The following is a 13611-nucleotide window of genomic DNA, read 5'->3' as shown; positions in this document are numbered from 1 at the left end:
GTAAAGTCCGAGCACTCATTGTGACTCGGCGATTTGAAGCAGCCGCCCGGGGTCATCCACCGTTCGAAAACCGGAGGGTTTGTGGAATGCCTGAGCTGGCGGACACGGGGAGGCGAATCAAAGAGTTGCGGGTCAGTGCCGGAATGACGCAGCACGACCTGGCCGGGCCCGAAATGTCATCCAGTTATATCTCGCTGGTCGAACACGGGAAGCGTATTCCCAGTGGCCGGGCGCTCAAGATCCTGGCCGAACGCCTCGGGGTCGGAGTGGCGGAAATATCCGGGGACCCCGCGCCCGCCGAAAACACCGGTGTCCGCCGGCTCGACCTCGTCGGACGACTGGTGGCGGCCCGCCGGCAATGGGACGGCGGCGACGTCGAAGGGGCCCTGTCGGAATTCCGGGCACTCGCCGACATGGAGCCGGCCCATCGGCAGGACGATGTCTTCACCGAGGCCCAGCTCGCCATCGCGGAAATCCTCGGCACGCTCGGCCGCCCCGACGAGGGCGCCGAGGTCCTGGAGCGGATGCTGACGGAGCTCGCCCCCGAGCCGTACGCCGAGCCCCGGCTGCGCACCCTGATCGCGCTCGCCGATCTGCTGGAGTCGGCCGGCCGGGTCCATGACGGACTGCGCCATGCGCTGACCGGTCACCTCGAATGCACCGCCCGGCGCCCCGGCACCGGGTTTCACTCGCTGCTCGCTCTCGATGTGCTCACCCGCTGCGCCTATTGGAGCGGCTGTCCGGACTGGGCGCCCGATACCGACCACGGCCGGCCCTCGGCGGACGGGGTGCTCCCCGGGCCGCGTGCCTCCGTCGATCTGCACCGGGCGCTCGACCTGCGCGACCGGGGCGAGCCGGAGCGCGCCACCGCGCTGCTGGGCGAGTGCGCGCGCCGGGTCACCCCCGCCGCCGGATTCCCGCTGTGGGAGAAGATCAACGGCCATTACGCGCTGCTGTTGCTGCGCCGCGGCGAGACGGCGGCGGCCCGCAGCCTCGTCGAACGCGGGCTGGTGGTCGCCTCGGTGGCTCAGGAGCCGGGCTTTCCGCTGTGGCTGACGACGGCGGAGGCCGCCGGGGCGGAGGCGGCCGGTGACCCCGCGCGGCTCTTCGCCCTCGGCGAGGAGCTGGCCGCGCTCCCGGACACCGGCCGCAGCCATGAGAAGGCCGCCGCGCTCGGCGAGATCGCGGCGGCGTGTGCGCGGGCGGGCGACCGGGACAGGGCCGCCGGATACTTCCGCGCTTCCGCGGAGCTCTTCCGGCGGGCCCAGGCATACCGCCATGCCGAGCGGGCCCGGGAACGACTGACGGAGTTCATCGAAATGCGGGACTGACGGCCGCCGGGGCAAAGCGCCGCGGCGGCGCATATTCCGTTGTTCCGCGTGATGCGCGCTATTTCTTCGTCTTCTTGCCGAGTCCCAGTAAGGCGAAAAGGGCCTCCGCGGCGCCGATGATCGCCAAAATCATCCCGGCCTTGTGGAGTGAGATGACCGAGTTCTCCACTTCCTCTGTGCTCAGCCAGAGGGCCAGACCTACGATCGCCACAACAATGCCTATGGCAATACCCTTCATGGGTTTTCCCCGTCCCGTGTGATGGTGTCGGATTCCGTGGGCGGATTCCGTGTCGGACTCCGCATCGGACTCCTTGTACGACCAGGTTCCCGTCCCGCCGGCGCATTTGGATCATCCGCAGGTAGGCACTTTCCGCCCGCCGACTGCCACTTTCTATGTACTACCGCTCCGGTCAGGGGCGGCTAGGGGACGGATAGGGGAGGCCCGGGGGGAAATCAGGGGCCGGGTGGGGGCAGCTCTCCTGAGAGCGCTCCCTTTTACCCCCGCCCGGCTATCCCGTGCTGCTGCGCCAGAATCGCCGCCTGCACCCGGCTGCGCAGCTTCAGCTTCGACAGGATGCGGCTGGTGTGGGTCTTGACGGTGCCCTCCGCGAGATCGAGGGTCTCCGCGATGGCGCTGTTGGCCAGCCCGCGTCCGATACAGGCCAGCACCTCCAACTCCCGTTTGGTGAGGGTGTCGAGGGCCTGCGCGGTGTCGGCCGGAAGGGTGGGGCCGGCGGCCGGCCGGCCGGCGAACTCGCTGATCAGCCGCCGGGCGATGGCCGGGGTGAGGAAGCCCTCCCCGTGTGCCACCGCCCGTACCGCGCCGACCAGTACGGCCGGTTCGGCGTTCTTGAGGAGGAAGCCGCCGGCCCCGGCCCGCAGCGCCCCGTAGAGGTACTCATTGAGGTCGAAGGTGGTCAGCACCAGCACCTCGGCGAGGCCGCGCTCCACGATGCCGCGGGTGGCGGCGACCCCGTTGAGCTGCGGCATCTGTATGTCCATCAGCACGACATCGGGCCGCAGTTCCTCGGCCAGACGGACCGCCGTCGCACCGTCGCCGGCCTCCCCGACCACGGTGATGCCCGGGTCGGTCTGGAGCAGCAGGACCAGCCCGGACCGTACGGCCGCCTGGTCATCGGCCACCACCACCCGGATGCCCGGGGGCCGGCCCGCCGGATCTTCCGCCGATGCCGTCGCCGGTCCGCCCCTCGGTTCGTCCGCCGCTGACTCCCTCACTGGCTGCGCCACCTTTCTCGTCTCCTAAGGGTTCTGGGCCAGCGGGAGCACCGCCCGCACCCGCCACCGGCCGGGGGCGGTGCGGTCGGGCCCCGCGTCGAAGCTGCCGCCGACCAGGGCGGCCCGCTCGGACATCCCGGCGAGCCCGGCGCCCGCACCGGTCATCAGCTGCTCCACGGGGCGCTGCCGGGCCCGGCCGTCGGGGCGGGCCAGCGGGCTGTCGACCGAGATGGTCAGCTGCTCGCCGCCGGCCTCGCAGCAGATCCGCACCCGCCCCGCCGACGCGTGCTTGAGGACATTGGTCAGCGCCTCCTGCACGATCCGGTACGCCGTCACCTCGATCACCGACGACACCTCGGGGAAGGTCTCGGGGAGGTCGGTGTGCAGGGTCAGGGCCGCCGCGTCGGCGGCCGGCCGGGCCTGTTCGACCAGCGCCCCCAGCGCGTTCAACTGCGGCCGGTCCCAGTCGTCGGCCACCCCCCGGTCGGACCGCAGCAGCACCACCATCCGCCGCATTTCGGCCAGCCCCTGCACACTGTTCTCCCGGATCACCGAGAGCGCCTGGAGCACCGGATCCTCCTCCGCCGTACCGTCCTTCTCCCGCTGTGACTCGGTCAGGGAGAGCACGGCGCTGGAGTGGATGGCGATGGCGCTGAGGTGGTTGGCCACCAGATCGTGCAGCTCACGGGCCATCCGGGTGCGCTCGGTCTGGAGCACGGTCTTGCGGTCCAGCTCCGCCAGCCGGTCGATCTGGGCGGCCCGCTGCCGCTCGGCATCCGCCCGCTCCTTGTGGTTCCGGATCAGCACCGCGGTCCATACGGGCGAGATGAGGACCAGCGCGATGAGGACACCGGTCGTCACGCCCTCGGACCGGTCGCCCAGGAGGACCAGGGCGACGGTGGCCGCCAGAGTGGCCGCGATGGTCCCGAACTGAAGGACCCGGCACAGCCACGGGGCTCCGTACAGGGCGGCCGCATAGAGCAGATCTGTATAGACGAGTAGCGGGCCCAGTCCACCGCCGGCGGCCATCTGCACGCCGACGGTGAGCGTGCCGACGGCGACCGCGACCAGCGGCACGGTGCTGCGGAAAGCCGTCGCGGCGCACAGCACGAGCACCGGCAGCACGGCCTGCCAGGCGGGGAGATCGCCCCCCATGACCCGTGGCCCGCCCAGGACGTACAGGATCAGGCAGCCGGCGAAGAAGCCCACTGCCAGTCGCAGGTCACGGAGCGGCAGGGGGCGGCCGCGCGCGTGCGCATTGGTGAAGGGACGTAACCACACACCAGGACAGTACGACGGCGCATGACCCGTTCTCCTGGCCCTGGCGCCGGAATTCGGGCCGGTCCGCCCTACATCGAAGTATGTAGCCGGACATCAGCAGGAGGGATGACCCGAACGCTCCGGGGGGCTGGAAACCTGGGGCTGTCCCGTCCGGTCGATGGAGGCGGAAGAGGGGGGAGGGGCCATCGATATGGCGGGAAGTCACTGACCCGGTAAGGCCTCGGCACCGCTCAACTGCGGAGGACGGAAAGTACGTGGAAACGAACGCCGCTCTTCTCGAACTCTGTCCCCAATCCCCTGACCAGGACGTGGTCGCCCCCCGGCCGCGCCCCGGCCGGGCCCGCCCGGCCCTGCTCGCTCCCGGTCACCCGGACCCCGTCGCCACCCCCGTCCCGGTCTTCGTCGTCCCCGTAGGGCCCGCCGCCGCTCCCCACGGCCCGGGCACGGGGCTCTCCCCCGACGACTGTGCGGGCCTCAACGGCCATTCCCGGGCCACCCTCGGCGGCGCGGCCGGCCGCCGGCTGCGCGACCGGCTCCCCGAGCGCGTGAGCGCCGCGATGGCCGCCGCCGGCCACTGGGAGCTGTACGGAACCCGCGGCCTGCTGGTCGTGGCCTGCGGCGATGACGCCCGCCGGATGGGGTTCTCGGTGGAATCCGTCCGCCCCGAGACCTCGCCCCCGTACACCCCGTACGAGGTACTGACCGCCCATGAGGCGGGCCTGGTGGCCGACTGCCCCGCCGCCGGGCGCGACCGCCTCGTCACCCGTTTCTGGGTCCGTAAGGACGCCGCCCTCCAGGCGGTCGGCCATGGGCTGTCCCTCGCGCCGGAGCGCATCGAGGCGGGCTTTCCCGGCGACCACGGAACGGTCCGGGTCCCCGGATTCCAGGGCGGTGAAGTCCTGGTAGCGGTACGGAACTTCGCCTTTTCCCCCGCGTACGAATGCGCCGTGGCCGTCCCGGAATCCCTCGCGCTCACCCCGGCCTTCTGCTATTCGGCCGGGTAATCGCCGGATTTCGCAGGGATCCCGCGGCCACCCGGGTGAAACCTCCGCATGTCGCGGCGCCGCGTCACGGCAAAAACCATATTGCCGGGTTAGTTGGTGCGTGCCCACCGGTCGTGGCGAGTACCGCGTCACGGCGTTGCCGGAGCACTGCGGAGGATTGCCGTCATGCCGTCGCCCCTCGCCAAACGGTCCGTCGAAACGCTCCTGTCCGTGCTGCTGGTCGTGCTGACTGTCCTGGGGGCGGCCGGCCCGAGTGCCGCGGCGGCCGGTTCACCGGCCGGGCCGGGGCCGGACTGGGAGCGCATCGCCGCCTGTGAAAGCAACGGCCGCTGGCACATCAACACCGGCAACGGCTACCACGGCGGGCTCCAGATCGACCCCGCCACCTGGCGCGCCTACGGGGGCCGCCGTTACGCCCCGCGCGCCGACCTCGCCACCCGCGACGAGCAGATCGCCATCGGCGAGCGCATCGTCCGGGACCGCGGGCTGTCCGCCTGGCCCAACTGCGCCCGGACCACCGACAGCGGTGACAGCACCTCCCGTGCCGCGGAGCAGACCCCGCCGGACGATCCGGCCCCGCAAGCGGCCCCCCGCACCCGCAGCCTCACCTCACCCGGCCACACCACCGCCCGCACCTATGTGGTGCAGCCCGGCGACTGCCTCTCCGTCATCGCCGACCGCACCCACACCCCGGGCGGCACCAAGGCCCTGTACGACCTGAACAAGGACACCCTCGACCAGGGTCCTGACCACATTTACCCCGGGCAGCGGCTGCGGCTGCGGGCCTGAGGGCGGCGCAACACTCCGCTGCCGGGTGCTCCGGAGGGCCGTCACGGTGAATCCGCTGATCGGTGCGGGTGAATGCGCGGGACGGGCCGTTGCTCAGGCTTGGTGGATGGGGGCATGGCCGGTAGCAAGACCGCGGGGTACCAACCGCGAGGTGCAGGAGCACACAGTGAAGAACATGGCACGCATCAATGTTGTGATCGCAGGAGCTTGCGGTTTGCTCCTGGCCGTCGGCGGGGCGTCGCCCGCCCAGGCCTGGGACGGGCCGTTCGACGGGGACGGTGTGTGGAACAGCGACACCTTCGCCAACTTCCATGCCGGATTCAGCTGCCGCAACCGCGCCAGAATCTGCATCAATGGGCCGCTGAACAGCGGAAACGTCCGGAACTCGCAGAACGTTCACCTGTCCGGCAACGTCAGCAACAGCGGTAGCCCGACCAACGTCAACGGCAACACCAACGACGATGCCGGCGGCACGACCGGAGCCGAGAACAAGACCAGCAACAACCTCCAGCACGTCGGCCGCGGCGGCAGGCAGAAGCTGTGACCCGCCGCTGATGCGGTCCTCCGGCCCCGGCGCGTCCGGGGCCGGAGTCGTGTCCGGACCGCGGGCCGGCCCCGGGGCGCCGCACGGCCGCGGGCACACGGCGAGCGCCCGGCGGAATCCGCCGGGCGCTCGGGGAACGGCTGTCGAAGAGGGGCCGTAGCCGTAGGAGAGGCCGTCCGTATCAGTGGAGGAAGCCTCCCAGGATGCGCTGCACGCTGTTGCCGCTGCCCCGCGAGGCGCCGGTGACGGCGTTGCCGCTGTTGGTCGACCCGTTGGTGTTGGCGATGTTGCCGCTGGCGTTCGGGTTGCCGTGGTTGAGGAAGTTGCCGCTGTTGAGGCTGTTCCCGCTGTGTACCGGCCCGTTGATGCAGGGGTGCGGCGAACGGAACACCGGCGACTTGTAGTTGAAGTCGGCGAGGCGGTTGTTGCAGACCACTCCGGAGACCATGCCGGCCACGGTGCCGACGTCCGCGCCCACGACGGCGGCGAGCAGGGAGTCGCTGGGAATCGCCTGGGCCCGGGCCACCCCGCTGCCGAGCAGCACCAGCCCGCACGCCCCGACGATGCTGCCCGCCTGCGCAATTTTTCTCACGTCGCTCCTCGCCTCTTCGTCCTTCGGATGCCAGACGTATCGTGCTGCCGCGGCCGGTCCGCATCGGCGTTCAACCCGCGGGAGTGAAACCCCCGGCGGCCACAATCAGCCGGGTGGCCCAACACTTCGCGGGGCTCTCGGAGGGGGGCCGGCCGGGCGCGGGCAGACGCCCGGGCGTGTGCGGGCAGGCGAGGAACAACGGTGGCGCTGCCGGGGCGGGCGCGGGCCGCGGCCGGGCGTGCCACCGGGAGCCGGCCGGTCATCCGGCGGCCGGCACACCGGGGCTCAGAGCACCAGCCGCTCCGGCATGGGCTGCTCCACACCGTCCAGCTCCAGCGTGCACCGGGGCACGGAGGGGACGAGATGCGGCTGGCGCAGCAGGACCCGGAAGGGGTGGGCGGGCTCTTCGGGGAGTTCGCCGGTCAGCACGTTCATTCCGGCGCGGTGTTCCTTCTGGTACGCGACCACCTTGCCGTCGACCAGGAGCTCGATCTCGCCGGACCGGCCGGGTCCGACGTTCACGGTGATCGAGTGGTCCCCCTGATCCAGATGGAAGTGGTGTCTTTGCCCCATGACGACCTCCGGCAGTTCGTCGGTCACGACCGGCCGTGCCGTCGGTACCCACCGCGAGCCGGTCCGTCCTTCCAGCGTAAAGGGCCTCCCCCCGGGTTTCGCGAGCGACAATTGGGGTGAGTGCCGGGCGGCCGGTTCACGGAGCGCGGGTCGGCGAGACCTGCCCGGGAAACGGGCGCCGGGCCGGCAGGAGACGACCATGAACGGCTCGGTCCGGGTGGGGCAGGTGGTCGGGGTACCGCTGCGTATGCACTGGAGCGTGCCGCTGCTGGTGGGCCTGTTCGCGTACGGACTCGGCCGGCAGGGCCTGCCCGTCTGGACGCCGGGCCGCTCGGACGCCGTGTACGCCGTCGGCGGGGTCGTGGGGGCCGCGCTGCTGATGGGCAGCCTGCTGCTGCACGAGACGGCGCACGCCGCGACCGCCCTGCGGAAGAAGATCTCGGTGCAGGACGTGACGCTGTGGGCGCTGGGCGGAACGACCCGGATGGGGCGGCCGCCCACCGCGGCGGCGGCCTTCGCGGTGGCGGTCAGCGGGCCGCTGATCAGCCTGGTCATCGGCGGTGTCGCGCTGGGGGCCGGGATCGGGCTGCACGGGCTGTCCGGCTGGGCGGTGCCCTCCGTCGTGCTGGCCTGGCTGGGCTGGGCGAATCTGTTCCTGGGAGTGTTCAATCTGCTGCCCGCCGTGCCGCTGGACGGCGGCCGGGTGGTGCAGGCGGTGCTGTGGTGGCGCACGGGGGACCGGGAGCGTGCGGACCTGGCGGCCTCCCGGGGCGGCCAGATCATGGGGCTGCTGCTGGTGGCCGCCGGCTGGATCTCCGTGCTGCGCGGGGCGCCGGGCGGGCTGTGGATCGTCTTCATCGGGCTCTTCATCATGATCGTCGCCGGTGCGGAGCGGCGCCGCGCGGCCCTGCACCGGGCCCTGCGGGGACTCCGGGTCGGCGAGGCGATGACCGGTCCGGTGGCCACCGGCGCCGACTGGCTGACCGTCCAGCGCTTCATCGACGAGGTGGCCGTGCACTCCCGGTACTCCGTGCTGCCGCTGCTGGACTTCGAGGGCCGCCCCAGCGGCATCGTGCAGCTGCGCCGGCTCGCGACGGTACCGGCCGCCGGACGGGAGACGCGGCGGGTGCGCGAGGTCGCGACCCCGCTGTCCCAGTGCGCGGTCGCCGCACCGGACGATCTGCTGACCGAGGCGCTGGACAAGCTCAGTCTGCGGACCGGCGCCCGCATCCTCGTCGTGGACGCGGGGCATCTCGTCGGGATCGTCACCGGGAAGGACATCTCCCGTCTGATGCGGCGCGAGACCCTGGGCGGCAAAGAGAGCGCCTGACCGGCCTACCGGGGCGTCGCGGCGGGCGCGCGCCGCCGCCCGCCGGCGCCCACAATGGTGGTACGGAACGCCCCCGGGGGATACTGGGGCCTGCCGGAGCGGAGGCCCGGAACGGGACAGGGGTATGGAGTACGTCACCGTGACCGCGCTGAGCCACCCCGGGCTGCTCCGCGAGCACAACGAGGACAGCCTGGTGGCCGGTCCCTGGACGCTCTGCGCCACCATGACCGAGAACCCGCAGACCCTGGTCTTCCCGCTCGGCACCCCGCTGGTCGTCGCGGTCGCCGACGGCATCGGCGGGCAGCCGGCCGGTGAAGTGGCCAGTGCCCTGGCCGTGCGCCAACTGGCGGCGCTGGGCCCGTCACTGGACACCGAGGAAGCGGTCCGGGACGCCCTGAACCTCTGCAACGACGCGGTGTACGCGGCCGGCCGGGACCCGGAGCTGAGCACCATGGGCACCACGGTCGCCGGCGCCGTCGTCCTGGCGGAGTCGCTGCTGGTGTTCAACGTCGGCGACAGCCGGGTGCTCGACGCGACGGCGGACGGGCTGCGCCAGGTGAGCGTGGACGACAGCCCGCCGCTGTCGCCGGGGCGGCGCACCACCTCGCTCGTCACCCAGGCGCTCGGCGGCACCCCGGACTTCAGCGCCATCACCCCGCATGTCCGGGAAACGCCGCTGTCCGCGGGCGACCGCTATCTGGTGTGCACCGACGGGCTGACCGACCCCGTCCCGGAGGACGCCCTCAACGACCTGCTGCAACTACACAGCGGCGGCCGGGCCGCCTTCGAGCTGTGGAAGTCCGCCATCGAGGCGGGCGGCCCCGACAACATCACGCTGGCGCTGATCACCATCGGCGAGTAGCACGACCGGACCGGCCCGAACGGTCCGCGGCCCCGCATCCTCGGGCTAACCCCACCCCCGAGGTCATGGCTGCCGGATGGGCAGCGGTGAACCGCTCAACCACCCTTGGCCCATGAGGACTTACACCCACCGCACCCTTCTTCTGGCGCTATCCGTCGCCACCCTCGCCACCACGGTGACCGCGGCCGCCCCGGTGGCCCGCGCCGACGCTCCCGGCACCAACGGGCCCGCCCTCACCTGGCGGCCCTGTGCCGAGCCCGGCGGCCTCAGCGGCCAGGAGTGCGCCCGGCTGCCCGTACCGCTCGACTACCGCGACCCGGACGGCCAGCAGATCGGCCTCGCCGTGACCCGGGTGCGCAGCGAGCGGCCCGCGGCGCGGCGGGGGACGCTGCTGGTGATCCCCGGCGGACCGGGCGGGTCCGGGGTGCGCCAGCTGAAGACCAAGGGGCCGGCCCTCCGGAAGGCGATGGCGGGGGCGTACGACCTGGTCAGCTTCGACCCGCGGGGGGTGGGCGGGAGCACCAGGGCGGGCTGCGCGCTCGACGAAGCCGACCGGCATCTGGTGACCCTGCGGTCCTGGCCGGGGCCGGACGGCGAGATCGCGGCGAATGCCGCCCGCTCCCGGCGGATCGCCGAGGCGTGCCGCCACCACGGCGGCGCAGTGGTGCGCAGCTTCAGCACGGCGAACGAGGTGCGCGACATCGACCGCCTCCGCGCGGCCCTGGGTGAGGAGAATCTGTCGGCGTGGGCGTCCTCGTACGGGACCTACGTCGGGGCGGTGTACGCGCAGAAGTACCCGCGGCGCACCGACCGTTGGGTACTGGAAAGCATCGATGACCCCGACCCGTCCCGTGTGGGGCGCGGGTGGCTGGCGAACATGGCGGTGGGTGCGGACGACCGCTTCCCCGACTTCGCGGCCTGGGCCGCCGATCCGGCACGGGAGAGCGAGGGGCTGCGGCTGGCGCGGCGGCCCGGGGACGTCCGGCCGCTGTTCCTCGCGCTGGCGGCGAAGCTGGACCGCGAGCCGAAGGAGTCCGGTACGCCGGGCGTCCCGCTGACCGGCAACCGGCTGCGGCAGGCGCTGCAGAACGCCCTGGCAAGCGACGGTCTGTTCGCCGAGGTGGGCCGGCTCGTCCGGCAGGCCCAGGAACCGGCCGCCGTGCCGGTGCTGCCCGCCGCCGTCGCCGGGCCGATGCCGGACCAGGACGCGGCGGTCGTGATGGCGACCGTCTGCAACGATGTGCGCTGGCCGGCGCCGTCGGTTCCCGCCCATAGGCGCGCGGTGACCGCCGACCGCGTCCGGCACCCGCTCACGGCCGGAATGCCGGTCAACATCACGCCCTGTAACTTCTGGAAGGCCCCGGCGGAACGGCCCACCCGTATTACCGCCGACGGCCCGTCCAACATCCTGATGGTGCAGAACCGCCGCGACCCCTACACGCCGTACTCCGGCGCGCTGAAGATGCGCCGGTCCCTCGGCGACCGGGCCCGGCTCGTCACGCTCGAACACGGGGGCCACGGTGCCTACTTGTCCCACGGCACCGCCTGCGGCGACCGCACCGTCACGGCCTTCCTGACGACGGGCCGCCGCCCGCAGGCGGACACCCGCTGCACCGACTGAGCCGGGGCCGGGGATGCTGCGACGGACAGGGCTCTAGGCGCGGAGCCGGACGCCCTCAAGGGCGGTGTCGAAGACCGGCCGGTACCGGCTCCACTGGTCGTTCGGCGCGCACAGGTAGACCACGTACTGGGTGCCGTCGGAGCCGCTGAAGGCCACCTCCACCGCCCGGAACTCCCGTGCCGAGCCGTTGAAGGTGAACTCCCAGTAGCCCGCGGTCCGGCCGCGGAACGTCGTGGGGTCCATCCGGACCCGCTCATAGCCCGGGTTTTCCCGGCGCGTCTGGTCCTCTTCGGTCTCCCGCCAGTGCTGGACCGGATCCTTCGCCCCGGCGAACGGGACGATGTTGATCCGCAGGCCGACCTTTCCGGACGGGTCCACGTAGGCGACATCGCCGCCCGGAGGATGCTTGCGGGTCCAGCCGTCCGGTACTGGGAGGGAGAAGCCCTTGCCCAGCTTCTGGACGTGGTATCCGGAGGGCACCGGCGGAGGCGCGGAGGGGCGGGGAACCGACGGGTGGCCGGAGGTCTTGGAGCCGGGCGGGGTGGCGCTCGTCGCATCGGCACCGCCCCAGGGCCACAGGAGCACGCCACCGGTCACGGAAGCGGCGACCGCCAGGGCCGCGGCACTCCACAGCGCCGTGCGGCGGCCGCGCCTGCCCTTCGGGGCGGGAACCGCGGGGGCCTCGGCGCGCTGTGGCCTGGTGGGCTGGTCGTCGAGCAGGATCCCGGTGCCGGCCGTATGGCCGCCCAGGAGGCGCTCGGCCTCATGGGCGTCCATGCGCTCCCCGGGTTCCTTCACGAGCAGACCCTCGATCACCGGGGCCAGGTCACCGGCGTTGCGCGGGGGCGGGTACTCCTCGGCGGCGATGGCGTACGCCGTCTCGATGGCGGTGTCCCGGCTGAACGGGGGCCGCCCCTCGACCGCCTGGTAGAGCGTCGCCCCGAGGGACCACAGGTCACAGGCCGGGCCGGGTTCGGCGATGTTGCTGCGGAGGCGTTCCGGCGCGAGGTACTGGATCGACCCGACCAGTTCGCCGGTGCGGGTCAGGGAGGGCGTGCCGGACTGCACGGCGATACCGAAGTCGGTCAGCACGATCCGCCCGTCGTTCCCGAGCAGCACATTGGCGGGCTTGACGTCCCGGTGCAGCACCCCGGCATCGTGGGCGGCACGCAGCGCGGCGGCCATGCTGGAGCCGATCCGGGCCGCTTCGGCGGGCGGCAGTGCCCCCTTGCTCTTCACCAGGTCGCCCAGGGTGACCGAGGGGATGTACTCCATGACGATGCAGGGCAGGCCCTCGTCGTCGACGACGTCGTGCACCACGATCACATGGGGGTGGGTGATCCGGGCGGCGCTGCGGGCCTCGCGGCGGGTGCGCTCGTAGAGCGTCTCGATCTCGTCGTCGTTCAGATGTGGCGGTACCAGCAGCTTCTTCACCGCGACCGGCCGCCCGAGCAGCTCGTCCTCGGCCCGCCACACCGTGCCCATGCCGCCACGGCCGACCCGCTCCACCAGCCGGTACCGCCCGGCTACGAGCCGTCCCAGATCGGACACCGTGAGTTCGCCTCCCCCGCACGGGTTGAACAGTCTGCGGGAGCACCATAGCCCGCCTGTTCGACGCTGCCGAGGGGCGGCGTTCCCGCGTTCCGGAGCCGTGGGGCGGGGCCTGCCCGGCAAGGCCGCCGGGGCGCGGGGCAACTGCCGCGGGAGCCGCCCTCGTTCGTCACCGGGACGGAGGGCGCGGCGACGCCGGCGCCGCACGAAGGGCGGTGCGCGGAAGGCGCGTGGTGCCGTGTGTGACGCCACGATGGCGCCAGAGGTGCCATTCATGCGCCAAGGTGGCTTGCGGTGGTGCCATCGTGGTGCCATGATGGCGTCATGGACCTCACGCCCTACGTCGACAATCTCCGGCACGAGCTCGCGGTCGCCGCGGACACGGGCGGAGAAGAAGCCCGCGCCCTGGCCGAGCGGCTCACCACCCCCCTGGAGTCGGCCGTCCGGCTCACCCTGCTGAACGCCCTCTCCTCCGCCATGACCGAGATCACCCGCGATCTGGCCCCCGGATCGGTCGATCTGCGGCTGCGCGGGCTCGACCCCGAGTTCGTGGTGACCGCACCGCCGGTCCAGGAGCCGTACGGGCAGCCGGAGTTGCCCGAGTCTGCGGCGAGCGAGCCGCGGGCGGTCACGACCCCGGCCGCCGCGGACGCCGACGAGGGTGGCACCGCCCGGATCAACTTCCGCCTTCCCGCCCCGCTCAAGGCACGGGTCGAGGAGGCCGCAGGACAGGAAGGCCTCTCGGTCAACGCCTGGCTGGTGCGGGCCGTCGCCTCGGCCCTGGAGCCCGGCGCCCCCAGTCGCCCGGGCGGCCGCGGCCCCCGCTATGCGGGCAAGCAGGGCTACACGGGGTGGGTCCGCTAGGGCGGGCCGGGACGGGTGCCGGGCCGCCTACGG

General features: G+C 72.5%; 14 protein-coding genes. 8 read left to right on the top strand and 6 right to left on the bottom strand.

The features are described 5' to 3' along the window. Nucleotides 1-86: 86 nt before the first annotated feature. The gene (locus QT196_RS19420) at nt 87-1331 is read left to right on the top strand and encodes a helix-turn-helix transcriptional regulator (protein ID WP_290355321.1); all 1245 of its coding nucleotides are present in this window, start codon (nt 87-89) and stop codon (nt 1329-1331) included. Between the two features lie 58 nt (nt 1332-1389). Here the strand turns inward: QT196_RS19420 and QT196_RS19415 are convergent, their stop codons facing one another. From QT196_RS19415 to QT196_RS19405, 3 genes are all read right to left on the bottom strand, one after another. Continuing rightward, nucleotides 1390-1569 carry a DUF5708 family protein gene (locus QT196_RS19415; protein ID WP_168480302.1) on the bottom strand — a complete coding sequence of 60 codons (180 nt, stop codon included), beginning with the start codon at nt 1567-1569 and terminating at the stop codon, nt 1390-1392. Between the two features lie 257 nt (nt 1570-1826). Beyond that, the gene (locus QT196_RS19410) at nt 1827-2486 is read right to left on the bottom strand and encodes a response regulator transcription factor (protein ID WP_248001624.1); all 660 of its coding nucleotides are present in this window, start codon (nt 2484-2486) and stop codon (nt 1827-1829) included. A 105-nt stretch (nt 2487-2591) separates the two neighbouring features. Next, nucleotides 2592-3848 carry a histidine kinase gene (locus QT196_RS19405; protein WP_290355319.1) on the bottom strand — a complete coding sequence of 419 codons (1257 nt, stop codon included), beginning with the start codon at nt 3846-3848 and terminating at the stop codon, nt 2592-2594. 254 nt (nt 3849-4102) lie between these two features. On the opposite strand from QT196_RS19405, the gene QT196_RS19400 reads away from it, so the two are divergent. The 3 genes from QT196_RS19400 (at nt 4103) to QT196_RS19390 (ending at nt 6185) form a co-directional block, all read left to right on the top strand. After that, on the top strand, nt 4103-4852 hold the full coding sequence (locus QT196_RS19400) for a hypothetical protein (RefSeq protein WP_266737408.1): 750 nt from the start codon (nt 4103-4105) through the stop codon (nt 4850-4852). Nucleotides 4853-5017: 165 nt separating this feature from the next. Beyond that, complete coding sequence (locus QT196_RS19395) at nt 5018-5641, top strand: transglycosylase family protein (RefSeq protein WP_168480299.1); 624 nt, start codon at nt 5018-5020, stop codon at nt 5639-5641. A 166-nt stretch (nt 5642-5807) separates the two neighbouring features. Beyond that, a complete protein-coding gene (locus QT196_RS19390) occupies nt 5808-6185 on the top strand; it encodes a hypothetical protein (RefSeq protein WP_168483841.1) in 378 nt (125 codons plus the stop codon). Between the two features lie 181 nt (nt 6186-6366). On the opposite strand, the gene QT196_RS19385 is transcribed toward QT196_RS19390, so the two are convergent. Both QT196_RS19385 and QT196_RS19380 read right to left on the bottom strand, forming a co-directional pair. Continuing rightward, a complete protein-coding gene (locus tag QT196_RS19385; protein ID WP_168480298.1) occupies nt 6367-6777 on the bottom strand; it encodes a hypothetical protein in 411 nt (136 codons plus the stop codon). A 285-nt stretch (nt 6778-7062) separates the two neighbouring features. After that, complete coding sequence (locus QT196_RS19380; protein WP_323139188.1) at nt 7063-7350, bottom strand: hypothetical protein; 288 nt, start codon at nt 7348-7350, stop codon at nt 7063-7065. A 199-nt stretch (nt 7351-7549) separates the two neighbouring features. Between QT196_RS19380 and QT196_RS19375 the strand changes: the two genes are divergently transcribed. The 3 genes from QT196_RS19375 to QT196_RS19365 all read left to right on the top strand — a co-directional run bounded on the left by QT196_RS19375 (nt 7550) and on the right by QT196_RS19365 (nt 11163). Next, the gene (locus QT196_RS19375; RefSeq protein ID WP_266737406.1) at nt 7550-8680 is read left to right on the top strand and encodes a site-2 protease family protein; all 1131 of its coding nucleotides are present in this window, start codon (nt 7550-7552) and stop codon (nt 8678-8680) included. 124 nt (nt 8681-8804) lie between these two features. After that, nucleotides 8805-9542, top strand: a complete 738-nt coding sequence (locus QT196_RS19370; RefSeq protein ID WP_168480296.1) for a protein phosphatase 2C domain-containing protein — start codon at nt 8805-8807, stop codon at nt 9540-9542. Nucleotides 9543-9654: 112 nt separating this feature from the next. Continuing rightward, complete coding sequence (locus QT196_RS19365) at nt 9655-11163, top strand: alpha/beta hydrolase (protein WP_266737405.1); 1509 nt, start codon at nt 9655-9657, stop codon at nt 11161-11163. Between the two features lie 33 nt (nt 11164-11196). On the opposite strand, the gene QT196_RS19360 is transcribed toward QT196_RS19365, so the two are convergent. Next, the gene (locus QT196_RS19360) at nt 11197-12714 is read right to left on the bottom strand and encodes a serine/threonine-protein kinase (RefSeq protein WP_168480294.1); all 1518 of its coding nucleotides are present in this window, start codon (nt 12712-12714) and stop codon (nt 11197-11199) included. Between the two features lie 324 nt (nt 12715-13038). Between QT196_RS19360 and QT196_RS19355 the strand changes: the two genes are divergently transcribed. Then, the gene (locus QT196_RS19355) at nt 13039-13578 is read left to right on the top strand and encodes a hypothetical protein (RefSeq protein WP_168480293.1); all 540 of its coding nucleotides are present in this window, start codon (nt 13039-13041) and stop codon (nt 13576-13578) included. Nucleotides 13579-13611: the final 33 nt, after the last annotated feature.

The sequence above is a fragment of the Streptomyces sp. P9-2B-2 genome, assembly GCF_030406865.1.
GTDB classification, from domain to species: Bacteria; Actinomycetota; Actinomycetes; order Streptomycetales; family Streptomycetaceae; genus Streptomyces; species Streptomyces platensis.
Note: the sequence above shows the minus strand (reverse complement) of the source record. Positions and strands in the feature narration are given on the sequence as shown.